This window comes from Agrobacterium sp. 16-172Ci, assembly GCF_053522725.1.
The window spans coordinates 287,444-313,899 of sequence record NZ_JBNWBW010000003.1; the positions used below are offsets into that span (position 1 = coordinate 287,444).

General features: G+C 59.5%; 23 protein-coding genes. 9 read left to right on the top strand and 14 right to left on the bottom strand.

Features of this window, described 5'->3' with window-relative positions:
- The first annotated feature begins 41 nt into the window (after positions 1–41).
- Positions 42–1,925, top strand: a complete 1,884-nt coding sequence (locus tag ACQZ40_RS06175; protein WP_448747606.1) for an ABC-F family ATP-binding cassette domain-containing protein — start codon at positions 42–44, stop codon at positions 1,923–1,925.
- Positions 1,926–1,960: 35 nt separating this feature from the next.
- On the opposite strand, the gene ACQZ40_RS06180 is transcribed toward ACQZ40_RS06175, so the two are convergent.
- Complete coding sequence (locus ACQZ40_RS06180) at positions 1,961–3,901, bottom strand: EAL domain-containing protein (protein ID WP_448747581.1); 1,941 nt, start codon at positions 3,899–3,901, stop codon at positions 1,961–1,963.
- A 106-nt stretch (positions 3,902–4,007) separates the two neighbouring features.
- Complete coding sequence (locus ACQZ40_RS06185) at positions 4,008–5,195, bottom strand: GGDEF domain-containing protein (protein ID WP_448747582.1); 1,188 nt, start codon at positions 5,193–5,195, stop codon at positions 4,008–4,010.
- A 327-nt stretch (positions 5,196–5,522) separates the two neighbouring features.
- Here ACQZ40_RS06185 and ACQZ40_RS06190 point away from each other — a divergent pair, with 327 nt between their 5' ends.
- Entirely contained in the window at positions 5,523–6,449 is a 927-nt protein-coding gene (locus ACQZ40_RS06190; RefSeq protein ID WP_448747583.1) for a Gfo/Idh/MocA family protein, read from the top strand.
- Positions 6,450–6,480: 31 nt separating this feature from the next.
- Here ACQZ40_RS06190 and ACQZ40_RS06195 read toward each other — a convergent pair whose 3' ends face one another.
- The 3 genes from ACQZ40_RS06195 to ACQZ40_RS06205 form a co-directional block, all read right to left on the bottom strand.
- On the bottom strand, positions 6,481–7,509 hold the full coding sequence (locus ACQZ40_RS06195; RefSeq protein ID WP_448747607.1) for a sensor domain-containing diguanylate cyclase: 1,029 nt from the start codon (positions 7,507–7,509) through the stop codon (positions 6,481–6,483).
- 207 nt (positions 7,510–7,716) lie between these two features.
- Positions 7,717–8,166, bottom strand: coding sequence for a DNA polymerase III subunit chi (locus ACQZ40_RS06200; RefSeq protein ID WP_003520745.1), 450 nt, complete (start codon positions 8,164–8,166; stop codon positions 7,717–7,719).
- A gap of 25 nt (positions 8,167–8,191) precedes the next feature.
- Positions 8,192–9,685 (bottom strand): leucyl aminopeptidase, encoded by a 1,494-nt coding sequence (locus tag ACQZ40_RS06205; protein WP_448747608.1) that lies wholly within the window; start codon positions 9,683–9,685, stop codon positions 8,192–8,194.
- A 298-nt stretch (positions 9,686–9,983) separates the two neighbouring features.
- Between ACQZ40_RS06205 and ACQZ40_RS06210 the strand changes: the two genes are divergently transcribed.
- The 7 genes from ACQZ40_RS06210 (at position 9,984) to ACQZ40_RS06240 (ending at position 18,467) form a co-directional block, all read left to right on the top strand.
- Positions 9,984–11,153, top strand: a complete 1,170-nt coding sequence (locus ACQZ40_RS06210) for an LptF/LptG family permease (protein WP_448747584.1) — start codon at positions 9,984–9,986, stop codon at positions 11,151–11,153.
- Positions 11,150–12,238: an LPS export ABC transporter permease LptG gene (lptG, locus tag ACQZ40_RS06215; RefSeq protein WP_078054093.1), complete on the top strand. Its 1,089-nt coding sequence runs from the start codon at positions 11,150–11,152 to the stop codon at positions 12,236–12,238. The genes ACQZ40_RS06210 and lptG overlap by 4 nt, the downstream gene beginning before the upstream one ends.
- Entirely contained in the window at positions 12,238–14,619 is a 2,382-nt protein-coding gene (locus ACQZ40_RS06220) for an LPS-assembly protein LptD (RefSeq protein ID WP_065654082.1), read from the top strand. The genes lptG and ACQZ40_RS06220 overlap by 1 nt, the downstream gene beginning before the upstream one ends.
- Before the next feature lie 297 nt (positions 14,620–14,916).
- The gene (locus ACQZ40_RS06225; RefSeq protein ID WP_448747585.1) at positions 14,917–15,864 is read left to right on the top strand and encodes a SurA N-terminal domain-containing protein; all 948 of its coding nucleotides are present in this window, start codon (positions 14,917–14,919) and stop codon (positions 15,862–15,864) included.
- 26 nt (positions 15,865–15,890) lie between these two features.
- A complete protein-coding gene (gene pdxA, locus ACQZ40_RS06230) occupies positions 15,891–16,913 on the top strand; it encodes a 4-hydroxythreonine-4-phosphate dehydrogenase PdxA (protein WP_448747586.1) in 1,023 nt (340 codons plus the stop codon).
- Positions 16,913–17,743 carry a 16S rRNA (adenine(1518)-N(6)/adenine(1519)-N(6))-dimethyltransferase RsmA gene (gene rsmA, locus ACQZ40_RS06235; RefSeq protein WP_448747587.1) on the top strand — a complete coding sequence of 277 codons (831 nt, stop codon included), beginning with the start codon at positions 16,913–16,915 and terminating at the stop codon, positions 17,741–17,743. Before pdxA ends, rsmA begins: the two co-directional genes overlap by 1 nt.
- Before the next feature lie 73 nt (positions 17,744–17,816).
- Positions 17,817–18,467 carry an alpha/beta hydrolase gene (locus ACQZ40_RS06240; RefSeq protein ID WP_448747588.1) on the top strand — a complete coding sequence of 217 codons (651 nt, stop codon included), beginning with the start codon at positions 17,817–17,819 and terminating at the stop codon, positions 18,465–18,467.
- Between the two features lie 32 nt (positions 18,468–18,499).
- On the opposite strand, the gene vapC is transcribed toward ACQZ40_RS06240, so the two are convergent.
- From vapC to fabD, 9 genes are all read right to left on the bottom strand, one after another.
- Entirely contained in the window at positions 18,500–18,898 is a 399-nt protein-coding gene (gene vapC, locus ACQZ40_RS06245) for a type II toxin-antitoxin system tRNA(fMet)-specific endonuclease VapC (RefSeq protein WP_448747589.1), read from the bottom strand.
- Entirely contained in the window at positions 18,898–19,131 is a 234-nt protein-coding gene (gene vapB, locus ACQZ40_RS06250) for a type II toxin-antitoxin system VapB family antitoxin (RefSeq protein ID WP_031233980.1), read from the bottom strand. The genes vapC and vapB overlap by 1 nt, the downstream gene beginning before the upstream one ends.
- 93 nt (positions 19,132–19,224) lie before the next feature.
- A complete protein-coding gene (gmk, locus tag ACQZ40_RS06255; RefSeq protein ID WP_065654085.1) occupies positions 19,225–19,887 on the bottom strand; it encodes a guanylate kinase in 663 nt (220 codons plus the stop codon).
- Positions 19,888–19,892: 5 nt separating this feature from the next.
- Positions 19,893–20,780, bottom strand: a complete 888-nt coding sequence (locus tag ACQZ40_RS06260) for a YicC/YloC family endoribonuclease (RefSeq protein WP_174039026.1) — start codon at positions 20,778–20,780, stop codon at positions 19,893–19,895.
- Positions 20,781–20,848: 68 nt separating this feature from the next.
- Positions 20,849–22,069 (bottom strand): endolytic transglycosylase MltG, encoded by a 1,221-nt coding sequence (mltG, locus tag ACQZ40_RS06265; protein WP_065654086.1) that lies wholly within the window; start codon positions 22,067–22,069, stop codon positions 20,849–20,851.
- A gap of 329 nt (positions 22,070–22,398) precedes the next feature.
- Positions 22,399–23,661, bottom strand: a complete 1,263-nt coding sequence (gene fabF / locus ACQZ40_RS06270; protein WP_003520727.1) for a beta-ketoacyl-ACP synthase II — start codon at positions 23,659–23,661, stop codon at positions 22,399–22,401.
- A gap of 247 nt (positions 23,662–23,908) precedes the next feature.
- Positions 23,909–24,145: an acyl carrier protein gene (locus ACQZ40_RS06275; protein WP_003502080.1), complete on the bottom strand. Its 237-nt coding sequence runs from the start codon at positions 24,143–24,145 to the stop codon at positions 23,909–23,911.
- Between the two features lie 349 nt (positions 24,146–24,494).
- Positions 24,495–25,232: a 3-oxoacyl-[acyl-carrier-protein] reductase gene (gene fabG, locus ACQZ40_RS06280; RefSeq protein WP_003520726.1), complete on the bottom strand. Its 738-nt coding sequence runs from the start codon at positions 25,230–25,232 to the stop codon at positions 24,495–24,497.
- Positions 25,233–25,315: 83 nt separating this feature from the next.
- Positions 25,316–26,260 (bottom strand): ACP S-malonyltransferase, encoded by a 945-nt coding sequence (gene fabD, locus ACQZ40_RS06285; protein ID WP_448747590.1) that lies wholly within the window; start codon positions 26,258–26,260, stop codon positions 25,316–25,318.
- Between the last annotated feature and the right edge of the window lie 196 nt (positions 26,261–26,456).

Consider the following 26,456-nt stretch of genomic DNA (forward strand, 5'->3'; position numbering starts at 1 on the left):
GCGCTCTTGCCTTGGCCAGACAGTTCGGCCAAAACGGCGCCATGATTACGATTACCGATCTTTCCGCCCGTATCGCCGGGCGTCTGCTTCTCGACCATGCCAGCGTGACGCTTCCCGCCGGTGTGAAGGCGGGCCTTGTTGGCCGCAATGGCGCCGGCAAATCCACCCTGTTCCGGGTTATCACCGGCGATTTCTCGGCGGAAAGCGGTTCGGTGACAATTCCGAAACAGGCGCGCATCGGCCAGGTGGCGCAGGAAGCCCCAGGCACCGAAGAATCGCTGATTTCCATCGTGCTTTCGGCCGACAAGGAGCGCAGCGCGCTTCTGGCCGAGGCGGAAACCGCGACCGATCCGCACCGTATCGCCGAAATCCAGATGCGGCTCGTCGATATCGACGCCCATTCGGCGGAAGCGCGCGCCTCCAGCATTCTTGCCGGTCTCGGTTTCGATCACGAAGCGCAGCTTCGCCCGGCCTCCTCCTTCTCCGGCGGCTGGCGCATGCGCGTGGCGCTTGCCTCCGTGCTGTTTGCAGAACCCGACCTTTTGCTGCTCGACGAGCCGACCAACTATCTCGACCTCGAAGGCACGCTCTGGCTTGAGGATTATATCCGGCGTTATCCGCACACCGTCATCATCATCAGCCACGACCGCGATCTTCTCAACAATGCCGTCAACTCCATCGTGCATCTGGACCAGAAGAAGCTGACCTTCTATCGCGGCGGCTACGATCAGTTCGAGCGCCAGAAGGCCGAAAACGACGAATTGCAGATGAAGGCGAAGGCAAAAAATGACGCCGCGCGCAAACACCTGCAAAGCTTCATCGACCGTTTCCGCGCCAAGGCCACCAAGGCGCGGCAGGCGCAGAGCCGCATCAAGGCGCTGGAGCGCATGGGCACCGTCGCCGCCGTGATTGAGGATCACGTCCAGCCGATCACCTTCCCGGAGCCGGAAAAGCAGCCCGCCTCCCCCATCGTCGCCATCAATGGCGGGGCTGTGGGTTACGAGCCGGGCAAATCGATCCTGAAGCAGCTCAATCTCAGGATCGACAATGACGACCGCATTGCGCTGCTCGGCTCCAACGGCAACGGCAAATCCACCTTCGCGAAATTCATCTCCGGCCGGCTTGCGCCGCAGGCGGGCGATCTTCGCGTCGCCCCTGGCCTGAAGATCGGTTTCTTCGCGCAGCACCAGCTCGATGACCTCGTGCCGGATGAAACGCCGGTCGAACATGTGCGCAAGCTGATGCCTCTGGCGCCAGAGGCACAGGTGCGCTCCCGCGTGGCGCAGATGGGTCTCGCAACCGAAAAGATGGCGACGGCGGCAAAGGACCTTTCCGGTGGCGAAAAGGCACGGCTTCTGATGGGACTTGCGGCCTTCCACGCGCCAAACCTGCTCATCCTCGACGAACCGACCAACCATCTCGATATCGACAGCCGCAGGGCGCTGATCGAGGCGCTGAACGATTACAGCGGCGCGGTCATCCTCATCTCGCACGACCGCCATCTCATCGAGGCGACAGTGGACCGGCTGTGGCTGGTGGCTGACGGAACGGTCAAGACCTTCGAAGGCGACATGGAGGAATATCGCGATCTCGTCGTTTCCTCCGGTAAGAAGAAGGAAGACAAGACCGACGCCGTGGCCGATCAGGCCTCCAAAGCCGATCAACGCAAGGCAAGCGCGGAAAAGCGCGCCCAGCTTGCGCCGCTCAAGAAAAAGATCAACGAAATCGAATCCCTGACGGCGAAGCTTGAGAAACTGATTCAGTCGCTCGACGCCGAGCTGGCGGATCCCGTCCTATACGAAAAAGCGCCCGCCAAGGCCGCACAGAAAGTGAAGGAGCGCGGCGAGGCCGCCGCGAAGCTTTCGGATTCGGAGGAGCAATGGCTGCTGCTTTCGAGCGAATATGAAGAAGCAATGGCGGGATGATGCGCGACTGCGCTTTCGGTTAAACTGGATATGTCCTAGGCGCATGCCCTGCGCGGTTGCAGGCGGTCGAGCGGTACGGCGGGGGAATAAAGATAACCCTGCCCGAAGCGAATGCCCATCTGCATGAGGAGCCGGCTCTGCTCCTCGGTTTCTATGCCTTCCGTTACCAGCTTTGCGCCGTAACGCTCCGCACTCTCGAAGGCGAGCGCAATGGCCTCCCTGAACCGCGACTGGTCGAGCCTCGATGTCATCCAGTGATCGATCTTGACCTCTTCGAACGGGAACCGCGCCAGCAAAGTGAGGGCGGCATAACCGGTGCCGAAATCATCGAGCGCCAGCCGGACGCCTTCGGCAATCAGCGTATCGAAATTCTGCTGTACGACATCGGTGGTCGGTATCCTGCTCATCTCCGTCACTTCGATTGAGAGGCGATACGCCGGCACCGCCATTTCGTGCAGCAGCGCCACGACCCGGTCTGCGAAATGCGCGCTCGCAAAGGACGAAGCGGAAATATTCACCGCCAGATGAAAATCCGCCTCGAGGCCGTGCAGGTCGCGAAGATCGCGCACGACGGCCTCGATCGTGGACCATTCGAATTCCACCAGCAGCCGATGGCGTTCGGCGATTTCCAGCACATAATAAGGCGAAAGCGCCTGCCCCCGCGCATCGACGGCGCGCAGGAGCGCTTCGGCGCCGATCATGCGGCGATTGCGCATTTCGAATTTCGGTTGATAACAAATGGGCGGCGTGCCGGATTTGATCCAGTTGACCAGCATCTGCCGCACCGCCTCGTCCAGTGTCGCTTTCTCGGCAAAGGAGAAGGGGAAAATCTGCACCGGATGATCGCTGCCCTTGAGCGCCAGGCTGAGGTGCCTGAGGAAGGAGGCGACGTTCCGTTGCGAAAGCTTGTCCAGATTTGCCGCGCCGATTTTGAGATGCGGGACCGGCCCTGCCTCCGCCGAGCGACAAAACGTGCTCAAACCCTCATGCAGACGCATTATGAGTTTCGTGCTTTCGGACTTTTCAAGCGAAATCCCCTGCATGACGACTGCAAGTGTCGTATCGCCGAACATGAAGTTACAGGGCGCATTCGTTTCGCAAAGGACGCCGTAGTCCCCGTTGCAGATCTCCCGCGCCAGCCGGGGCCAGAAAAGATCGCTCCAGTCTTCTCCCTCGCAGGCGGCGACATCGGCTATATTGACGATCTCGATCAGAACAAGGGCGTGCGGAACCGCCGGTTCCTGCCGCATGACTTTTTCCATATGGTCCTTAAGCGCCCGCGTGTTGGGTAGACCAGTCAACGAATCCGTTCTTGCTGCCTCCTCTCGTTTCCTTGCCTCTTCCCGGGCCCGCGCTTCGCTGCGCAAGAGGATGAACAGGCACACGATCATCGGCAAACCAATGGAGGCGGCGCCTATTGTCCGGCGACCGAGTGCGCTTACGAACAGTGCGTGATCGATTAAACCCAGCGCGAACGAAATTGTGATGGCCAGCAGTGCGGTCATGAATCTGGCCGCACAGACGATAAGAATATCCCGATTTCCGATATCGGCGAGGCGCCGGTTGCGCATCCAGCCATACATGGCGACGCCGCAGGCCGAAATGACGACCATGTCCTGCAAGGCCGCAAGAAACAGCGCGGGACCGCCAAAGACATATCGCCCGACCGCCACGAAAACCAGGGTGATCAACCCGCCCTGCCATGAGCCCAGCACCCCGGCAAGAAACAGCAATTCCGTGCGGATATAGGGCTTGGAGGGAAGTTTGATGAATTCGGAAACCAGCATCGCGAGCAGAATCCCCGCCACGCCGAACACGATGCCATAATAGACCTTATAGCGGGGATCCTCGAGGGCGATGTTTCGCCGGAGGAGAATCAGCACGGACACCATGCCGACAACGGCTGCCGCCTGAAGCAGGAGGAAGGGAAGTTCGGCAGCGGATGCTGCCGCTTGTGCGGCGATCAATTCCATCATCTGCATTACCTGTCGTCATGTGTTGCGGCACCGGAATTCCGGTTCATGGACTTCACAACTCCCGCTCAATGCAGGACTTATCAAACATCACCCAGCCTTGAGCCGCCTATGCCGACATTGCGGCTTCGGCGTCATAAGGTCCTGTTGGCCCGGCAATCGCTTCCGTAGGGCCGGAGGCCAGCACCAGCCGGTCTCTTCCCTGGCGCTTGGCCTCGTAAAGCGCGGTATCGGCCCGGTTGACCATGTCGTAGATAACTTCCCCGCCGTCACCGGAGACTGCGATCCCGAGGCTGACGGTGACGATTTCCCGCCCGTCGGGGCGGTTAAGATGGGGTATTGCCTCGTCGATCACAGCCAATCTCAGTCTTTCCCCTATCGCCAGTGCAGCGGAAGTGACGCAATCGTCGAGCAGGACGACGAATTCCTCGCCCCCGTAACGCGCGACGAAACTTCTGTCGCCATCGTCCCTGCGCAGGGCGCTGCGAAGACGTCCGGCGATCCTGCGCAGGCAGTCATCGCCGGCAATATGGCCTTCGGAATCATTATAGTTTTTGAAATAGTCGACATCGAGAAGGATGAGAGCCCGCGGCCTGCCGCTGCCGGCAGAAGCCTCGCTCGCCGCCTCGTCGAAGCTGCGGCGATTGCGGATACCGGTGAGCTGATCGGTATTGGAGAGCTGCTGAAGTTCCTGGTTTGCACTTTGAATTTGTTGCAACAACATTTTTTCGCGCAGCGACGCCAGATAGTCCCGTCTTTCCACCTGCTCGATACGATAGGCCGCAAAAAGCGAAACGACGCTGATGCCAACGGAACACATGATCGCGGGCAGCTTGGCGACCTCGCTCGTCACCGTGACATACCGCATGCCGACAATGAATACTATCATGCACCCGACCGTACCCATGACCGCGAGCGGAAACGGTTTGCGATGGATCGTATTCATGTAAATGACGACGGTGACGATACCGATGTAATATTCGCTCGCGGATGACGTCCGAGCATTGGCATAGATGAACATGATCGATGCGACGACCAACATGCAGCCCAGCCCGTGAAGCACCTCATGGGCGACCGCATCCGACCGCAGCCCCATCGCATAATATCGCACCGGAAAATAAAGAAATAAAATCGGCGTTACAATAATCAGGCGGACGACCAGATCAAGCCAGATGATCTCGGGCACCAGACTGAGATCCACCAATATGTAGAGATTGTAGAGGACGACGCCGAAAATCAGCCCATATGTATTGAATTGGTGGTTGCTTTCGTTGACTTTCTGAACGAAGCCAGACAATCGGTCAGATTTAAACAAAACCACCACAATCCGATCTTTGAAATAACTATATTAGAATAAATAAATTATATTAATACCAAGATATACATCAAAATCCGCATTTCAACAGCCGAAAAAAGGAAAAATTCCAATAAAAATGCAATATTAATTTATATATTTCAGGTCGCGTGGAAATGCGAAGTCACTGTCGGATACTGTCGAGACGTCGCGCTTTCTGGAAAGACCATTCGCGCCGAAACGATCGCCTTGCTCCTTCGGGCGTTTCTGCTAAAAACCTGTAAAAATCACACTTTATCTCAGACAGCACTCACACACGGGTTCCACTTCATGTCAGCCACCAAGCTTGCCATCGTCGGCGTCGGCAAAATCGTTCGCGACCAGCATCTTCCCGCCATTGCAGGCAATCCGGATTTTGAATTGATCTGCACCGCAAGCCGCCACGGCACCGTGGACGGCGTCGCTTCCTATGGCACCATCGAGGCCATGCTGGAGGCCGTGCCTGCCATCGACGCGGTATCGCTGTGCATGCCGCCGCAATATCGTTACGAGGCGGCCTACGCGGCGCTGAATGCGGGCAAGCACGTTTTCCTCGAAAAGCCGCCGGGCGCCACCCTTTCGGAGGTGCAGGATCTCGTCCGGCTGGCGGATTCGAAGGGCCTTTCGCTCTTTGCAAGCTGGCATTCGCGTTATGCACCGGCGGTCGAGGCTGCGAAGGTGTTTCTGGCTTCCACCAAAATCGAGAGCGTGCATGTCATCTGGAAAGAAGATGTGCGCCACTGGCACCCGAACCAGGCCTGGATCTGGCAGGCTGGCGGTCTTGGCGTGTTCGATCCCGGCATCAATGCGCTTTCGATCATCACCCATATCCTGCCGCGCGCGCTGTTCCTGACCAAGGCGACGCTTGAGTTCCCGGAAAACCGCGACGCCCCGATCGCCGCCGACCTGCATTTTTCCGATGTGGCGAAAACGCCCGTCCATGCCGAATTCGACTGGCGCCAGACCGGCAAGCAGAGCTGGGATATCGTTGCCGAGACGGCAGCGGGACGGATGGTGCTTTCGGAAGGCGGCGCAAAGCTCTCGATCAACGGCGAAGAAAAACTCTCACAGCCGGAGCGGGAATATCCTGCCCTTTACGAGCGTTTCTCGGAAATCATCAAGGCTGGTCGTTCCGATGTCGATCTCGCGCCGCTGACCCACGTGGCCGACGCCTTCCTGCTCGGCCGCCACAAATTCGTGGATTCCTTCTACGACTGAGAAGCAGAAGCGCTTCCCGAAGGACAATGCCTCAAAGGGCGCGGCTGACGAAACGGTCGCGCCCTGATTTTTTGGCCTGATACAACGCTTCGTCGACGCTGGATAGCAGCGTTGCCCGGTCGGCACCCGCCTGCGGAGCAAGCGCGCCGCCGATGCTGAGACGGGCGTCCACCTCCTGCCCGTCCACGTCAAAGGGGTTTCGGAAAGCGGCCAGAAGCCGGTCCGCCATTCCGCTCATGACATCTGGGCTGCGGGGTCGCGGTATAAAAATCGCGAATTCATCGCCGCCCATGCGCACGACGATATCCTCCTTGCGGATTGCCTTGCGGATACGTCCGGCGGCAGCGGTCAGAACGCGGTCACCGGCAGGATGGCCGAACGTGTCGTTGATGGTCTTGAAACCGTCCAGATCAAGATAGAGCACACCGAAGGCCTCGTTTGCACGCAGGGCCGCGCCGAGCTGGCCGTCGACAATCGCCTCCAGCGCCTTGCGATTGTAAAACCCGGTCAGCGGATCGGTCATCGCCGCATCGCGCAATTCCCGTTCGGCCAGACTCATGGTGAAATTGGCTTTCTGAAGCCGCAGCAATGCAGCCGCCAGCAACGCGAAATGTCTGAGATTTTCGATTTCGATGCGGGAAAAATTTCTCGGCACCGTATCGACCAGGCAAAAGGCGCCAACAACAAGACCAGGCTCAAGTTCGATCGGCGCACCCGCATAGGAACGCAGCTCCGGCCCCTCTTTCACATAGGGCATGAAGCGGAAATGCGGATGCTCGGTGAGATCGGGTATCACCACCACATCCTGCTTGGCGATGACGCGGTTGCAGATCGACAGATCGCGCGGGCATTCCGACAGCTGCATTCCTGCCTGCTCAGCGATATGAAGCCAATCCTCATCGATAATACTGACCGCCGCACGCGCCACGCCAAAAACCCCCTGCCCCAGTTGCGACAGCACTTTCAGCTCCGGCATCTCGGCATTCTTGAAAGACATGATCGACCGCACCGCGACCAGACGCTCGGTTTCTCCCTCCGGTCGCGATATCGCCTGTCCCATACTCATGTCCTTCTGCTGTTGCGTTACAGGAAGCCGCCCGAGGCAGATCAGGTCAAACCAGCCGCCTCGCTCGAAGCGAAAGCCCATTCCCGCAGGATTCCTTGGAGCGCATAATGCAAAAACCCGCAATTGAGGCCACGTGCGAATTTTTGCCGGTCTGTTTGCGTATGGAACCAATCGTCGGGATGCACAATCGGGGGGGTGCGATCAGGCCTTCTTCTGCCAGCGGCCTTCAGGCGACTGCTGCCAGTAAGTCAGGGAATGTCCTTCTGTTTTCAGTCTTTTCCAGTGATTCCGCGCCATTTCGAGCTGGTAGGCATCGTATCCGTCGAACATGAACACGATACGTTCATAGGCCTCGACCGCCGGCGGCTCGGCGCCATCGACGAGAAAGCGGACACTTGCCGCGTTGGCGTTCTCATCGGACGCCGTCAGGAGAATCGGCTGGTTTTGCGGTGCGGGCGAAGTATCGGTGGCGTGCGGCAGGAAACTGTCGTCACGAAAGGTCCACAAATGCGTATCGAGGAAATCACGGCGCTCTTCGCCCACCGTCTGGATCGCGACCTTCCAGCCGCGTTCCAGCGATTTCTCAAGCAAGGGCGGCAACGCATCCTCCAGCTTCGATTCCGTCAGATGGTAAAACAGAATTTCAGTCATCCGCAGACGTGCCGCTCCGCTCGCTTCAATCTTCGTAATGGGCGCGAACGAGTTCGTTCAGCAGCCGGACGCCGTAGCCCGATCCCCAGGACTGGTTGATCTCGGTCAGCGGCGAACCCATGGCGGTGCCGGCAATATCGAGATGCGCCCAGGAGGTTTCGCCCACGAAACGCTTGAGGAACTGCGCAGCGGTGACGGAACCCGCCAGACGGCCCGAGCTGTTCTTCATGTCGGCGAATTTGGAATCGATGATCTTGTCGTAATCCTTGCCGAGCGGCATGCGCCACAGTTTTTCTGCCGTCACATCGCCCGCCTGCGTGAGGCGCGCTGCAAGCTCGTCGTCATTGGAGAAAAGACCGGCCTGAAGATTGCCGAGCGCCACCGTGATCGCGCCCGTCAGCGTGGCAAGGTTCACCATGAATTTCGGGTTGAAGCGATCCTTGGTGTACCAGAGCGCATCGGCCAGAACCAGCCGGCCTTCGGCATCGGTGTTGATGATCTCGATGGTCTGGCCGGACATGGAGGTGACGATATCGCCCGGACGTTGGGCATTGCCGTCAGGCATGTTTTCCACGAGGCCGATGACGCCGATCACATTTGCCTTGGCCTTGCGGGCGGCCAGCGCATGCATCAGGCCGGTCACGGCCGCCGCCCCGCCCATGTCGCCCTTCATATCCTCCATATTGAGGCCGGGCTTCAGCGAAATGCCGCCGGTATCGAAAACGACGCCCTTGCCGACGAAGGCAATCGGTTCATCCTTCTTGTTGCCGCCGTTCCACTGCATCACCGCAAGTCTGGGCGGGCGCGCCGATCCCTGCGCCACACCGAGAAGCGCATTCATGCCGAGCTTCTTCAGCTCCTTCTCGCCGAGGACTTCCACCTCGACGCCGAGCTTGCGCAGCTCCTCCGCCTTCTCGGCAAATTCGACGGGACCGAGAGCGTTCGGCGGCAGGTTGACGAGATCGCGCGCCAGGGTAACACCGCCCGCAACGGCCTCGGAGACGGCAAAAGCCTTTTCCGCTTCCTGATGGGCGGCCGTGACGATGACGATCTCCACCTTCTTCGGCATCTTCTCTTCGTCGGATTTTTTCTTGGTCTTGTAAGCATCGAAGCTATAGGCGCGCAGCAGCAGGCCAAGCGCGAAATCCGCAGCCGCCTGCGCACCGACCTCTACGCCCGGCGCATCGAGATAGATGACGACCCTGTCCGCCTTCTTGAAACTGGCGGCGGCGGTGCCACCGGCGCGCAACCAGTCATGGGCGACCAGCTTCGAGGGCTTGCCGAGGCCGATGACGAGCAGCCGGTCGGCGGCGGAACCCTGCGGCGCGATCACGTCGAGCGTCGTCATGGATTTTGCGGAAAAGCCCGAAATCTTCGCCGCCCTTTCGATAACACCGCCCGGATCGGCCTCAGAGGCGCCCGCGACGGCCTGCGCCTCGCCCGAAGCCTGCAGCACAACGGCGAGCGCGTTTTCAAGCGCGGCGGAATTGGCGAAAGAAATATCGAATTTGGCGGACATGTTTTCCTGCTCTTCTTCTACGACTTGCACGATGCGCATGATCATGGCCTTTTCGGCCCCGGGCGCAACCCCGCATTCTTTAAAGGCCTACAGTCGTTAAAGGAAAGGCATTTTTGCGGAATGCGAAATCGCGTCATGAAACCGACAGCTTGTTCCACAAAAAGACACAGGCGATGGAAAAATCATCGCGCAAAACATATTTGTGAGCACGCCGGAATAGCCAATTGCAAACGATGCGATTAGATAGGCGGAAACTCGGCGAGCGATCGCACGGAAAAACAATGTCGAACAGGGCCGTATGAAGCTTCTCGAGAACTATATCCTGCGGCGGACAACGCAGATGTTTCTGGTCGCGCTGCTGCCGGTGCTGGCCATCATCTGGACCATCCAGGTTCTCCAGAGAATCAATCTCGTCACCGATACCGGCCAGTCGATGGGTTCCTTCATGGCGCTCGCGACGATGATCCTGCCGACGCTGATCCCGGTCGTCCTGCCTTTCGCGCTGGTGATCGGCATCACCCAGATATTCACCACGATGAACAACGATTCCGAGCTTGCCATCATCGATGCGGCCGGATCGCCCCGTTCGATCATGTATCGCCCGGTTCTCATTCTGGCCGCCATTCTGAGCGCGCTTTCCTTCACCATCACCAATTTCATCGAGCCGCCCGCCCGCAGCTCCGCTCGGCAGATGGTGGCCGCCGCCTATGCCGACCTTCTGTCCTCGGTGATCGAAGAAAAGACTTTCCGTACCATTCAGGACGGTCTTTACGTGCAGATCGCCCAGCGGCAGGGCCGTATCCTCAAGGGCCTGTTCGTCGCCGACCGCCGCGATCCGAATTTCGACCTCATCTATTATGCCAAGGAAGGCATGATCGACGAAAGCGGCACGTCGCTGACCATGCGCGACGGCGAAGTGCAGCAGAAGACGCCGGACGGCAAGGTCTCGATCGTCAAGTTCCTGTCCTATGCCTTCGACCTTTCGACCATGTCGGAAAAGCAGGATTCCGAGCCGTCGCTCTCTCCGGGCGATGCCAGCCTCGGTTTCCTTCTCTCGCCCGACGAGAACAATGCGAGCTACAAGCGCTCACCGGAAGCCTTCCGCAGCGAGCTGCACAAGCGCCTGTCGGACTGGATGTTCGCCTTCTCCTTCGCGCTGATTTCGCTGGTCATCGCCGCCGATGCCCGTTCGCACCGCGAAGCGCGCCTGCATCCGATGGTCGCCGCACTGGTGACGGCCTTCATGCTGCGATGGCTTGGTTTTTACGTCACCAATCAGATCAAGCAGAGCGCGGCCTTCATTTCGCTGGTCTATGCCGTTCCGGGCCTTAGCGGCGGGGCCGCCGCCTTCATTCTGCTGACCGGTCGCAAGCCGAAAATGCCGAAAATCATCGCCGATGCGATGGGTCGTCTGCGCCGTCTCTTCTCCAGCCGGATGGCGAAAAGCTCTGGGAGCGGCAACGCATGATTTTCAACACGCTCTCCCGGTATTTCCTGAAGCGATATCTGATCACCGCCATCTGGTTCCTGCTCGGTGTATCCTCGATCATTTACCTCGCCGACTTCAGCGAAACGGCACGGCGCATGTCCGGCCTGCCCGGCTATTCCGTTCCGGCCGCCCTTGGCCTGACGGCGCTTCGCCTGCCGCTGATCCTGCAACAGACTGTGCCCTTCATCGCGCTTTTCGTCGGCATGACAACGCTGATCTCGCTCAACCGGCGTTACGAACTGGTGGTGACGCGCGCCGCCGGCATTTCCGCATGGCAGTTCATCCTTCCCTTCGTGCTCGGCGCGGTTTTCATCGGCATCCTGTCGGTCACTATCCTCAACCCCATCGCGGCATGGGGCCAGAACAAGTCGCTGGCGATGGAAGCCGGCCTGCGCAACGAAGCGGGCGGCGGCCGCCAGCAGGAGATCATTCCGTGGATGCGCCAGGCAAGCGGCGGCCAGGATACGATCATCGGCGCCAAGAGCTTCGAGGACAATGGAACGCTGCTTCTCGACGTGGTTCTGATCGACATCGACAAGGACGGAAACATCGTCTCCCGTAAGGATGCGAAGTCGGCTAAATTGGAAGATGGTTACTGGCTTCTTAACGGCGTTTCGGAAACCCGCGCCGGGCATGTGCCAGTTCGGCAAGAAAGCACGCGGATCAGTACCAATCTGAGACGGGAATTCGTCCAGGAGCGCATGACGCAGACGGAAACCGTTGCTTTCTTTGACCTTTCTCACAAGATCGAAGTTGCAAAGTCCTTTGGACTATCTTCGAAGGCGCTTGAGACGCAGTATCATTTCCTGCTATCGACGCCCCTGCTTCTGGTCGCGATGACCTTGATCGCCGCGACCGTTTCATTAAAGTTCAGCCGCTTCGCCCAATCGCGCTCCGTGATTCTGGGTGGAATCGTTTCCGGCTTCGTGCTTTATGTAGTAACCGTGCTCGTAAGGGCATTCGGGAGTGGTGGCGTTGTCCCTCCCACCGTCGCGGTCTGGGTTCCAGTCATCGTGGCGTTGGCTTTGGGGGCAACCATTCTGCTTCATCAGGAGGACGGCTAGTGGCGGTATATGACCGCGGGAATATCAGGCGGCTTTGGACGGCCCTTCTGACAGGTGCCGCTGTGTGCGCGTATTTGGCATCCAGCCCGGTCGCTATCGGCCAGGATGGTTTGCTTGCGTCTGCAAGCCAAGACGATTCGAAACTCCTGCTTACAGCAAATGAACTGACCTATAATCGCGATTCCCAGCGTGTGATCGCGAAGGGCGTGGTTCGCATGAAATATTCGGGCTACCGCATGGTGGCCCAGCAAGTGGAATATAACCAGCAGACCGGCCGCGTGATCGCCCATGGCAACATCGAGCTGATCGAGCCGGGCGGCAACAAGATCTATGCCGACGAGATGGACGTGACCGACGATTTCGGTCAGGGCTTCGTCAATGCGCTGCGCGTCGAGACCACGGACAATACCCGTATTGCCGGTGAAAGCGCCGAGCGTCTCGAAGGCGACCTGATGGTGCTCAACAACGGTGTCTACACCGCGTGTCTGCCCTGCGCCGAGCGGCCCGAAAAGGCGCCGCTGTGGCAGGTCAAGGCCGAGCGCGTCGTTCAGGACGGCAAGACCCATACGGTGCGCTTGGAAAAGGCCCGCCTGCAGCTTTTCGGCCATTCGATCGCCTATCTGCCGTTCCTCACGGTTCCGGACAATACGGTGAAGCGTAAATCCGGCTTCCTGTTCCCGCAGATGAGCATTACCGACAATCTCGGTTTCGGTATCGGCGTCCCCTATTTCCACGTTCTGTCCGACACCTCGGACGTGACCGTCACGCCGACCTATTACACGACGCAGGGTCTGCTGCTGCAGGCGGAACTGCGCCAGCGCTTCGAAACCGGCATGCACACGGTCACGATTGCGGGCATCAGCCAGCAGAAGTCCGAAACCTTCACGGCCGGCACCAGCGACGCCCTCAACGACAATCGCGGCATGATCGCAAGCAAGGGTGATTTCTCGATCAACCCGCGCTGGGCGTTCGGCTGGGATGCCATGGTGCAGACCGACAATAACTTTTCGCGCACCTACGGGCTGAAGGGTTATAAAAACGACGTTCAGACCAACCAGATTTATCTGAACGGTGCGAGCGAGCGTAACAGCTTCGAAGCCCGCGGTTATTATTTCAACGTTCAGGATACGGACAATACCGAGGCCAAGGAACGCAAACAGGCAATCGTCCACCCGGTTGTCGACTACCGTTATTTCGTGCCGGATCCGGTTTATGGCGGCGAACTTTCGCTGACCACCAACCTGACGAGCATCACGCGCCTGCGGCAGGATGCTTACGCGCTTGGCGGTTATCCGCGTTTCAGCGGGCTTGAGGGTGACTATACGCGCCTTTCCACCGAAGCCGAGTGGAAGCGCACCTTCACGATGGACAGCGGCCTGCAGATCACGCCGATCCTTGCCGCGCGCGGCGACGCGCTCTGGACGGACATGTCTCCCGCAGCCTTCACCTCGGGTGGGACCTCCTATGCCTATGAGGGCATGATGCATGACGGCGCGGCTTTCCGCGGCATGGTCACCGGCGGTCTGGAAGTGCGTTACCCCTGGCTGTTCACCGCGCTCAACAGCAGCCACGTGATTGAGCCCATTGCACAGATTTTCGTGCGTCCGAACGAACAATATGCCGGCCGCCTTCCGAACGAGGATGCACAGGCATTCGTCTTCGACGCGACCAACCTGTTCGAACGCGACAAATTCTCCGGTTTCGACCGGATCGAAGGCGGCACGCGCGCCAATATCGGCTTCCGCTATAACGGTACGTTCGACAATGGCTACGGCGTTCGCGCCATTGCCGGCCAGTCCTTCCATCTGGCGGGCGACAATTCCTTCGCCTCCTACGATCTCGTCAATGCAGGCGCCAATTCGGGCCTCGAATCCGACCGTTCGGATTACGTCGCCATGGCCGCTTTCGATGCGCCGATCGGACTTTCGCTGTCGTCGAGCCTGCGTCTCGACAAGGACGATTTCGACATCAACCGCTCGGAAACCGGCATCAGCTATTCGGACCGTCGCCTTACCGGCAAGCTCAGCTATACGCAGGTCAAGGCACAGCCGAAATACGGCTATAATGAAGACCGCGATATCATCCAGGCGTCCGGTTCGCTGCGCATGGACGACAACTGGTCGCTGTTCGGTTCGATCAATTACGATCTGAACGGGAAGTTTGCCGCCGAACGCCGCATCGGCATTGCCTATCAGGATGAGTGCACGATCCTGACGGTCAGCTATTCCGACGAAGGCAATATCAATTCCAGCCGTCAGGCCGCCAATGACTGGTCAATCAATGCCCGTCTGGCCTTCCGTACGCTCGGCGATATCAGCGTCGGTTCAGCCAATGAGGACTGGAACGACATGGATATTGGCTGGAAGCCAAACAACTACTGAGTTTAGAGGCAGGTTACGCAGCATCCTGACCTGCCTTTTTACCATTTGGCCAGTAAAGCCACGGTTTCGCCGCAACAACACGCCAATGTCGGCCGCGCATGGAACCTATCGGGTTTTCTTTCAACAAACCGACACATTGCCGTCTTGCGGATCGCGATGATATATACGTGGCAAATTCGCGGTGCGGATGCACAGTTGCAGGTCTGAAAAGCGGGACAATTCAATATTCCCCTCATCAGGCAAAACAGATTGGCGGGACAGGGCAACAGCACCCTGCCCGACGAAAGGGAGAAGGATATGATGAATTTCGGAAAGACGGCTTTGCGTGGCGCTGCTTTCGCCTTTGCGATATTCGCCGTTCCCATGGCCGTTGTGCCCTATGCCGGCCAGGCCTTCGCCGATAGCACCGTCAAGATCGTCGTCAACAAGACCCCCATCACCAATGACGATATTGCCAGGCGCGTCGCCTTCCTCAAGCTGCAGCGCCAGTCCGGCAATCTCAACGAAAAGGCGCGTGAGCAGCTTGTCGACGAAGCGCTGAAGCGCGAGGAAATCGGCCGCGTTAAGATGTCGGTCAGCACCGACGATGTCGATGCGGCCTTCGCACGCTTTGCCGGCAACAACAAGATGACCCCGCAGCAATTGACGAAGGTGCTTGCGCAGGCGGGTGTCGGAGCCGATCATTTCAAGGCCTTCATCGCCGTTCAGATGAGCTGGCCGCGCCTTGTCAACGCCCGTTATGGCGCACGCGGCAAGATGTCGACGCAGGATCTCGTTACCCGACTGAAGGAACGCGGCGACAAGCCCGTCACCACGGAATATTTCCTGCAGCAGGTCATCTTCGTCATCCCGGAATCGAAACGCAACGCCATTACCGGCAAGCGCAAGGCCGAGGCTGAGGCCTCGCGCAAGCGTTACCCCGGCTGCGACCAGGCCATGAGCTTCGCCGCGACCATGCGTGATGTGGCGATCAAGGACCTTGGCCGCATTCTGGCGCCAGAGCTGCCGGAAGACTGGAAGGCGCTGGTGGAGAAGACCAAGGAAGGCGGCACCACCGGTACCCGCGTCACCGAAAAGGGCGTCGAATATCTGGCCATCTGCAAGCAGCGCCAGGTTTCCGACGACTATGCGGCGGAAATGGTGTTCAAGTCCGAAGATCTGATGAAGGCCAAGGACGGCGAAAACCCGAACGAAAAGAAATATATGGATGAGCTGCGCAAGAAGGCGCAGATCGTCAACACCTGATATTGATACGAGAGCCGGGTCTTTCCGTGACATATGCATCCCTGCCGCTTGCCCTGACACAGGGAGATCCAGCCGGTATCGGCCCCGACATCGCCATCACCGCCTGGGCTAAGCGCCGGGAGAACGGCGTGCCGCCCTTCATCTTCATCGGCGATCCCGATGTGGTGGCGAGCCGTGCGGCGCTGATCGGCGTACCGGTCAATATCGAGACCTGCGATGCGGAAAGCGCCGTCGCCCTGTTCGAACAGGCTTTCCCCATCCTCCCCCTTCCTGTCGGCTTCGAAGTGCAGGCGGGTCAGCCGCATGTCGGCGCGGCGCACGCGACGATCAAGGCCATCGAGACCGCCGTTTCCCTCACGGTCGAGGGCAAGGCTGCGGCCGTCGTCACCAATCCGATCGCGAAATCGGTGCTATACGAGGCGGGTTTCGGCTTCCCCGGCCATACGGAATTTCTGGCCGATCTCGCCCTGCGCCAGACCGGCGAGCACGTCATCCCGGTGATGATGATTGCCGGCCCCAAGGTCCGTGTCGTCCCGGTGACGATCCATATCCCCGTGAAAGACGTGCCGGCCGCTCTCACCGAAGAGTTGATCGTCACGACCTGCCGGACCATTGATGCCGATCTCCGACAGAAATTCGGCATTGAGGCGCCGCGTCTGGCGGTTGCCGGCCTCAACCCGCATGCGGGTGAAGATGGCGCACTCGGCACTGAGGATCGTGATATCGTTCACCCGGCGACCATGCGGTTGCGGAAGGACGGGATCGATGCCTTCGGCCCCCTGCCCGCCGACACCATGTTCCACGATGCCGCCCGCAAGCGATATGACGTGGCGGTGTGCATGTATCACGATCAGGCGCTCATTCCGGCCAAGGCGCTCGGCTTCGACGATTCCGTCAATGTCACGCTCGGCCTGCCCTTCATCCGCACCTCGCCCGACCATGGCACCGCCTTCGGCATTGCCGGCCAGGGCATAGCCAATGAGGCGAGCCTCGTGGCGGCGCTGAAGATGGCGGCGGAGATTTCCCTCCGCAGCCGGGCCAACGCATAATGGCGGCCATCGACGGACTGCCGCCGCTGCGCGATGTCATCCAGCGCCACGGGCTCGACGCGAAGAAGTCGCTCGGCCAGAACTTCCTGTTCGACCTCAACCTCACCCAGAAGATCGCAAGGGCGGCAGGGCCGCTAGACGGCGTGACGGTGATAGAGGTCGGCCCCGGTCCCGGGGGCCTCACCCGCGCCATTCTGTCGCTCGGGGCAAAAAAGGTCATCGCCGTCGAACGCGACAGCCGCTGCCTGCCGGCGCTGGCGGAAATCGAAGCGCATTATCCCGGACGGCTCGAAGTCATCGAGGGCGACGCCCTCAAGACCGATTTCGAGGCTCTGGTTCCCGCCGGCGAACCGGTGCGCATCATCGCCAACCTGCCCTACAATGTCGGCACGCAATTGCTGGTCAACTGGCTGCTGCCGAAACAATGGCCGCCCTTCTGGCTCTCCATGACGCTGATGTTCCAGAAGGAAGTCGGCCAGCGCATCGTGGCCGAAGAAGGCGACAACCATTATGGCCGTCTGGGGGTTCTCGCCGGCTGGCGAACGGTTTCCGAAATGGCCTTCGACGTTCCGCCACAGGCCTTCAGCCCGCCGCCAAAAGTGACCTCCACGGTCGTGCACCTGCTGCCGAAGGACAAGCCGCTGCCCTGCGATGTCGCCAAGCTTGAAAAGGTGACGGAAGCCGCCTTCGGCCAGCGTCGCAAGATGCTGCGCCAGAGCGTGAAAAGCCTTGGCGGCGAAACGCTTCTGGAAAAAGCGGGGATCGATCCCACGCGGCGAGCGGAAACGCTGTCGGTGGAGGAATTCGTCACTTTGGCGAACTGCCTGTAAATCCGTCGTGGAATGTGCCATTCCGAGTAGCGGGACACGCGTTCGTGGAGGCTGCGAATAAAGGAAGAAGTGCGTGGAGAGTGCCGGTTTTCATTACAAGCTCGACATTCCCGCTAAAACGCCCGACTGCGCGGTTGTCTTGCTGCATGGATCGGGACGAACGGAAGACGACCTCATTTCTTTTGGACGTGCCGTCTTTCCTAACGGTGTCTTATACGCGCCGAGAGGCGCCGTTCCCTGGGAAAATGGCTTCGCATTTTTTCGCAGAAAACCAGACAGACAGCTCGATATTGACGACCTCAAACATCGAGCGACCAGCCTCTGCCAGTTCATAGACTTTGTATTTCATGAGACCGGGCAGAGACCCCTCCTCGTTGGATATTCGAACGGCGCGATCATAGCGGCTGAAACCATATGTCTGAATCGGAATTTGTCGAGGGGAGCCATTCTGCTTCGCCCGCTTTCTCCAAGACCGGATCAGGCCCTCCCAAACCTCTCAGGATACCCCATACTCCTGCTCGCCGGCGTCTACGACGAAAGGCGTCACTCCACCGATGCGCCGCATTTGGCCAACCAACTGGCATCGGCCGGTGCGGATGTTGTTCTGCAGACAGTTGAGACGGGCCACTGCTGGGCTGAAGACGCCGCAGACGAGCGGCTATCTCGCCAATGGGCGGCAAGTGAACCTATCGCCCAGAGAACAGCAGCCTCTTCCATCGGTTAGCCGAACGTTTTGGAGCAGGGCGAGGCCGAGGACTAAACCCAGTTTTCAACTCGCAAACCGGGCATCCGGACAAACTCGCGCATATTATTGGTTACGACGATTAGCCCCTCGCTACGGGCATGACCACCAATCTGCATATCATGAACGCCGCACGGGGCTCCAGCCTTGGCAAGTTCGGCCCTGATCTGGCCGTAATGTGCGGCGCCTTTGTCGGCGAAAGGCAGAACGTCCAAACGCGCGGTAAAATTTTCAATGGCGTTGATGTTTTCCTGACGCCGGACGGATTTTTCAGCACCATAATAAAGCTCGCCAAGTGTGATGCTCGAAATACACAGTTGATCTGCCAGGGCGTTGAATTTCTCCCGTAGCTCCGGAGGATAAGTCTTCATCACATAGATACATATATTGGTATCGAGCATATATGTGAGCATCAGAAGGGCTCGCGCTCATCCAATGCAGGCTCTTCGCGAACGGAAAGAAAATCATCCGTTGCACGAGGGCCGGTCAGAAAAAGGTCGTCCCAGCGCTTTCCCTGCGGCACTATAACACGCGCAAGACCGATCTTCAGAACATCGACCTTATGCACGTCATCAGGAAAAGCCACGGCCTTCGGTAGCCTTACAGCTTGACTGCGATTGCTTATAAAAACCGTTGACGTAGCCATTGTCAGAGCCTCGTATATCCTATTGGGATATACATAGCGCCTAACCGCTTCGATTTCAAGATTTTGGGGCCGGTAGCCAGACGCTGCCTTCCATCAGAGCTTCGGCTCTTCCTCGAGCAACCCCCGCACGAAATCGAACATGCCGTGGCGGCGGTCGCGGCGGACGCGTTCGGCCTTCACGATGGCTTCGACGGCCTCGAAGGCGGCCTGCAGGTCGTCATTGAGGATGACATAGTCGTAGTCGCGCCAGTGTTCGATCTCGGCACGGGAATTGAGGAGCCGGGTCTTGATGACCTCTTCGGTGTCTTCGGCGCGGCGATGCAGGCGCGATTGAAGTTCGGTCATGGTCGGCGGCAGGATGAAGATCGAAACGACGTCCGCCTTCATCTTGTCCTGAAGCTGCTCGGCGCCCTGCCAGTCGATATCGAACAGCATGTCGCGGCCGGCAGCCATGGCATCTTCCACCGGCCCACGCGGGGTGCCGTAAAAATTGCCGTGAACCTCCGCCCATTCCAGCAGCGCATCGCTATCCCGCAGGCGCTCGAATTCACGCGTGGAAATGAAATGGTAGTGAATGCCGTCAATCTCGCTCTGGCGGCGCGGGCGCGTCGTGACGCTGACGGACAGGCCGATATTCTTGTCCTTGTCGAGCAGGTTGCGCGCAATCGTCGATTTGCCCGCGCCCGATGGCGAAGAAATCACCAGCATCAACCCTCTGCGGGCAATCGTGACGGGAGAATTATTCACCGGGACCATGGGGTCTACTCCAGATTTTGGACCTGCTCGCGGAACTGGTCGATCACCACTTTCAGCTCTATGCCTGCTGCGGTTACCGCACTGGCGTTCGATTTGGAACAGATTGTATTCGACTCGCGGTTAAATTCCTGTGCAAGAAAATCGAGCTTGCGTCCTACCGGTCCGCCATTGGCCAAAAGCTCCCGCGACGCCTGAACATGGGCGTGCAGCCGGTCGATCTCTTCGCGCAGATCCGCCTTGGTGGCGAGCAGCGCCGCCTCGGCATGCAGCCGGTCACGGTCGAGACCATGCAAGCCGTCGCCGATGAGGCCGATCTGCTGGGCGAGCCGTGCCGCGATCTGTTCCGGCTGGCGGGAAGGATCGTTTTCAATGATGTCCGCGAGCTGCTCGATCCGGTTGATATGACCGGACAGGATGGAAAACAGCGACGCCCCTTCCCGCTCGCGCATATCCTTCAGCTTCTCAACGGCGGCGGCGAAGCCGGCAAGCACATCGCCGTTGCGTGCGGCCTGCGCCTCCGCGTCATCTTCCGCCTCGCGAAAATCGACGAGCCCGCGCAGCGTAAGCAGCGTGTCGAAGCTCAGCGGCTTGTCTTCCACGACATCGCCAAGCTCCTTCTTCAGCGCCAGAACCGCCGCCAGAGCATCGCGGTTGATCACCGCCTCCAGCCGGTTTTCCGCAATCGCCAGCGTCAGGCCCGCCTGGATATTGCCGCGGGAAAGATGCTCACCCGCGATTTCGCGCAGGGCTGTTTCCAGCGCTTCAAGACCGGTCGGCAGACGCAGGCGCACATCGAGCCCCTTGCCGTTCACCGAGCGCAATTCCCACGCCCAGCGGTAACGGCCGGAGGTTCCTTCGCTGCGTGCGAAGCCGGTCATCGATTGCAATGTCATATCTGGAAGCCCCCCGTCATGCTGTGCAAAACCGGGCCCGTGCGGATCGCAGGGCCCGGTCAGGATTTTCAATTGTTGGCCGGCTTTTCCGCCTCGGCCCCGCCCGGCTGGCCATCCACGACAACCTCGGGATTGGCGCCGGAGGCCGCCTTTTCGGCCTCTATCTTGCGCCAGCGGCGCACATTGGCGTTATGTTCTTCAAGCGTCTTTGCAAACACATGGCCGCCGGTGCCATCGGCAACGAAATAAAGGTCATCCGTGCGCCATGGATTGGCCACGGCCTCAAGCGCCGCCCGGCCCGGATTGGCGATGGGCGACGGCGGCAGGCCCTTGATGACATAGGTGTTGAACGGCGTCTGCTTCTGCAGGTCCGATTGATAGATCGGGCGGTCCGACGGTTTGCCGTCGCCACCGAACAGGCCATAGATGATCGTCGGGTCAGATTGCAGGCGCATGCCCTTCTTCAGACGGTTGTAGAACACCGAAGCGACATGGGCGCGCTCATCATCCTTGCCGGTTTCCTTCTCGACAATCGAGGCGAGCGTCACGAATTCCTCGATGGTCTTGATCGGAAGGTCCGGATCGCGCCGTTCCCAGATCATATTGATCAGCTTGTCCTGCGCCGCGCTCATCTGGTTGATGATTTCTTCGCGCTTGGTGCCGCGGGTGAAACGGTAGGTATCGGGGCGCAGGCTTCCTTCCGGCGGCAGGGCCGAGGGCAATTCGCCATCCAGCACTTCGTCCGCTCCAAGGCGCGCGAACATCTGCTTCACGGTCAGGCCTTCCGGCAGCGACACAGAATAAAGGATCGACTTGCCGGACTCCAGCAGCATCATGATGTCCTTCATCGATGCGCCGGCCTTGATCTCATATTCGCCGGCCTTCAGCGTCTGGTCCTTTTGCAGGTAGCTGCCGGTCATCAGGCGGAAGACACGGGCGTTGGAGATGACCTCGTTACGCTCGAGATTATTGGCGATCTCGATAATACCGGCGCCGTTGCGCACCGTGAAATGCGTGTTCGTCTGAAGCGGACCGGGCTCCTGAAACGCATCGATCATGTAATAGAAAGCGGCAATGGCCAGCACACAGACGGCAACCGCGAGCGTCATCAGAAAATTCAGAAAGATCACAAGCTGGCCATGGGCCTTGCGGGAGCGCTTGGGCGGAGCCGGCACTTTTTCCGGCCGCAGGGCTTCCGTCGGGGATTTCGGAATGATCGGGCCACGATTGCCTTCGCCCGCGCCGTTCTGTCCGTATTGTCCCTGGCTGTTCTGGTTCGTGTCGCTCACCGTCGGTCCTTTTCAGTTCGGCGTTGTCAGCGCTTTTTGCGCAGGTAATGCGGCAAAAACAGGTTCGGAATGTCTTCCTGCACCACATAGAGATATCGTGAAGCCTTGCTATTCCACTTCACGAACATCGTTTCGGACAAAGCCGATGGAGGAAGCAGCCTGCGGCCGGAAATTACCCCGAACCGGCAAACGCTTCCCATAAACGACTACAATATCGGCGCGAAAACCGGAATGGCTTTCGCAAGCCGCAATGCGTTCTTCAAAGGAAAGAACGTCCTTTGTCAGCACCCGGTGGGAGGGCGCCAGCGGCGGCAGAGCCGCCGCCGCAATTATGCTTCGTAACGACGCAGCACGAGGGAGGCGTTGGTGCCGCCGAAGCCGAAGGAGTTCGAGAGCGCCACATCGACCTGCCGCTTGCGCGCCTTGTGCGGCACGAGATCGATCTTCGTCTCCACATCGGGATTGTCGAGGTTCAGCGTCGGCGGAACGATGTTGTCGCGGATCGCAAGCGTCGCGAAGATTGCCTCGATAGCGCCTGCCGCACCGAGAAGATGGCCGGTGGCCGACTTGGTGGAAGACATGGAAATCTTCGAGGCCGATTCGCCGACAAGCCGCTCGACCGCGCCAAGCTCGATCGTATCGGCCATGGTCGAGGTGCCGTGGGCGTTGATGTAGTCGATATCGTCAGGCGTGAGACCTGCACGCTTCAGCGCCATCGACATGCAGCGATAGGCGCCTTCACCGTCCTCGGACGGTGCGGTGATGTGATAGGCATCGCCCGAAAGGCCGTAACCGACGACTTCCGCATAAATCTTCGCACCGCGCGCCTTGGCATGTTCCAGCTCTTCCAGAACGACGATGCCCGCACCTTCACCCATAACGAAACCGTCGCGGTCGCGATCATAGGGGCGCGAGGCCTTTTCCGGATTGTCATTGTGCTGGGTGGAGAGCGCCTTGCAGGCGGCGAAGCCGGCAAGCGCGATGCGGCAGACCGGCGATTCGGCGCCACCGGCGACCATGACGTCGGCATCGCCGAGCGCGATCAGACGGGCGGCGTCGCCAATGGCGTGCGCGCCGGTCGAGCAGGCCGTCACCACGGCATGGTTCGGTCCGCGCAGCTTGTGGCGGATGGAAACCTGGCCGGATACGAGGTTGATCAGGCGGCCGGGAATGAAGAATGGCGAAATGCGCCGCGGGCCCTTGTCGCGCAGCGTATAGCCCGCCTCGACAATGCCCTCAAGGCCACCGATGCCGGAGCCGATCAGAACGCCGGTGGCGATCTGGTCCTCGTCCGTTTCCGGATGCCAGTCCGCGTCGGCAAGCGCCATGTCGGCGGCAGCCATGCCGTACAGGATGAAAGGATCGATCTTGCGCTGTTCCTTGGGTTCCATCCAGTCGTCGGCATTGAAGGTGCCGTTGGAACCATCGCCCACGGGAATACGGCAGGCGATCTTTGCCGGAAGGTCTTCGACTTCGAATTCAGTCACGAGACGGGCGCCGTTCTGGCCGGCCAGCAGCCGCTCCCAGGTCACTTCCGTCCCACATCCAAGAGGAGATACCATGCCGGTACCGGTGATAACGACACGCCTCATCGCCAATGCTCCGCCCTTATCCAAATCATCGGTCTTCATGCAACGCCGGACATCAGGAGATGTTCATCGGATGTTGCAGTATTCAAATCTCGGCACGAAGGTTGTGGGCGCCGTTTCCGGCCCTTGACCCCATGCATTGCCCGGAACACGCACCGTCAGGGGCATGTTGCCGTCTGCCTATAAAACATTGGCCCGGACGAGCCGGGCCAAGGACGGGAGGATATTGCACCTCCCCCATCAAGGTCGATCAGGCCTGGGCCTTCTCGATGAACTTTACGGCGTCGCCGACGGTCAGGATCGAGTCAGCTGCGTCGTCGGGGATTTCAACGCCGAATTCTTCTTCGAAAGCCATGACCAGTTCAACGGTGTCGAGCGAATCAGCGCCCAGATCGTCAATGAAGCTGGCGCCTTCGACAACCTTGTCGGCGTCAACGCCAAGATGATCAATTACAATTTTCTTTACGCGTTCTGCGATATCGCTCATGTCGGTTTCCTCGACCTTTATTTTGAAGGGAATGCCTTGCGGCACCCTGCCCTGTTAGAAGCCCTCATGCGCCGTTCAAATCCGGCACTGCTGGCAAACCCGTTCAACCCGGTCCAAGCTAGACATCGTCACGCAAAATCGCAACGGCTTCCTGTCTCTCCGGGACGACTGTTCACAGTCTTGGCCCGCTTAACATGGTTTCAATCGGTCGAAAAGCCTGAAAACGCGCTAAGCACAGCGTATGACAGGCAATTTCGCCGAAAACCAGCCGGCGGGGCCTTGCGGCGCCAGCTACCCAAGAGGGTGCTTAAACAGCGCCGCAATCCTTTTATGACGGTCACAAGTGCCGTCAGATCATCGCCATGCCGCCGTTGACGTGCAGGGTCTGGCCGGTCATGTAGCCCGCCTCGTTGGAGGCGAGGTAAAGAACGGCCGAGGCGACCTCAGCACCGGTTCCCATGCGCTTCATGGGAATGGCGCCCATAATGGCGTCTTTCTGCTTGTCGTTCAGCTTGCCGGTCATCGCGCTTTCGATGAAGCCCGGAGCCACGCAGTTGACGGTGACGTTGCGGGTGGCGATTTCCTGGGCCAGCGACTTCGAAAAACCGATCATGCCGGCCTTGGAGGCGCAGTAGTTGGCCTGGCCGGGGTTACCGGTGACGCCGACGATGGAGGTGATGTTGATGATGCGGCCGAAACGGCGGCGCATCATCGGATGCGTCAGCTCGCGCGTCAGGCGGAACATCGCCGTCAGGTTCACTTCGATGACGTTGTCCCAGTCCTCGTCGCTCATGCGCACGAAGAGGCCGTCCTTGGTGATACCGGCATTGTTGACGAGGATATCGACGCCTTCCAGCTCGGCTTCGGCCTTTTCGCCGAGCGCCTTTACTTCGGCGCGGTCGGCAAGGTTGGCCGGGAAAATCTTGACGCGTTCGCCAAGTTCCGCCGCCAGCGCTTCGAGCTTTTCAACGCGGGTGCCGTGCAGGCCCACGGTTGCGCCCTGGCTGTGCAGAAGACGGGCGATTTCTTCGCCGATGCCGCCGGTCGCGCCGGTTACGAGAGCCTTGCGGCCTGTCAGATCAAACATGTCCTATTCCTTCTTTAGAGCTTCGGACTGAAAATGTTCAGCGCAGTTGCGCCCGATGAATGCGGCAGCCGGAGTATCCCGTCTCAGCCGATGAGGGTGGCAAGAAGCTGGTCGATATCGGCAGCGCCGTTGACGGCAATGCCGTTCACCGTCTTGTCGATGCGGCGGGCAAGGCCCGTCAGCACCTTGCCGGAGCCGATCTCGTAAAGCTGCGTGACATTGTTGGCGGCAAACCATTCCACCGTCTCGCGCCAGCGCACCTGACCCGTCACCTGCTCGACCAGCAGCGCGGCGATCTCATTGGCATCGGAAACGGGGGCGGCGCGCACATTGGCGATGACCGGCACGACCGGGTTGTGCTTTTCGACGGCCGCCAGCGCCTCGCGCATGGCTTCCGCCGCCGGCGCCATCAGCGCAGAGTGGAAGGGTGCGGAAACCGGCAGCATGATGGCGCGCTTGGCGCCCTTTTCGGAAGCGATCGCCGCAGCCTTCTCGACGGCGACCTTGCCGCCGGAGATGACGAGCTGACCGCCGCCATTGTCGTTGGCGATCTGGCAGATGCCGAGAATGGCCGCCTCTTCGCAAATTGCCGAAACAGCGTCATGCTCAAGCCCGATGATCGCCGCCATGGCGCCCTCGCCCACCGGCACGGCGGCCTGCATGGCGTTGCCGCGGATGCGCAGAAGACGGGCGGTATCGGCAACCGAAAAGGTGCCGGCGGCACAGAGCGCTGAATATTCGCCGAGCGAGTGGCCGGCGACATAAGAAACCGTATCGGACAGTTTGAAGCCGCGCGCTTCGAGAACCCGCATGACCGCCATAGACACCGCCATAAGCGCCGGCTGGGCGTTGGCGGTCAGCGTCAGCGTCTCTTCCGGGCCGTTCCACATGATATCGGAAAGCTTCTGGTCGAGCGCCTCGTCGACTTCCTGAAACACGGCGCGCGCTTCCGGATAGGTATCCGCCAGCTCCTTGCCCATGCCGACGGCCTGGCTTCCCTGTCCGGGAAATGTGAATGCAATACCCATGGGATGTCGTCCTTCTTGTCTGGCCTTGCCTTTATTCTTTCGGACTTCCATTCACATTCCCGCCAGCGAAGTCAAGGCTTGAAGCCCCATGGCAGGCCCATGTCAGGGGTTTTGCCGTCCTGTTTTCCCCTTATCTTTCATCATATTTTTTCTTGCACTGCGGCAATTCCCCATTACTTTCACACCACCTTCCAAA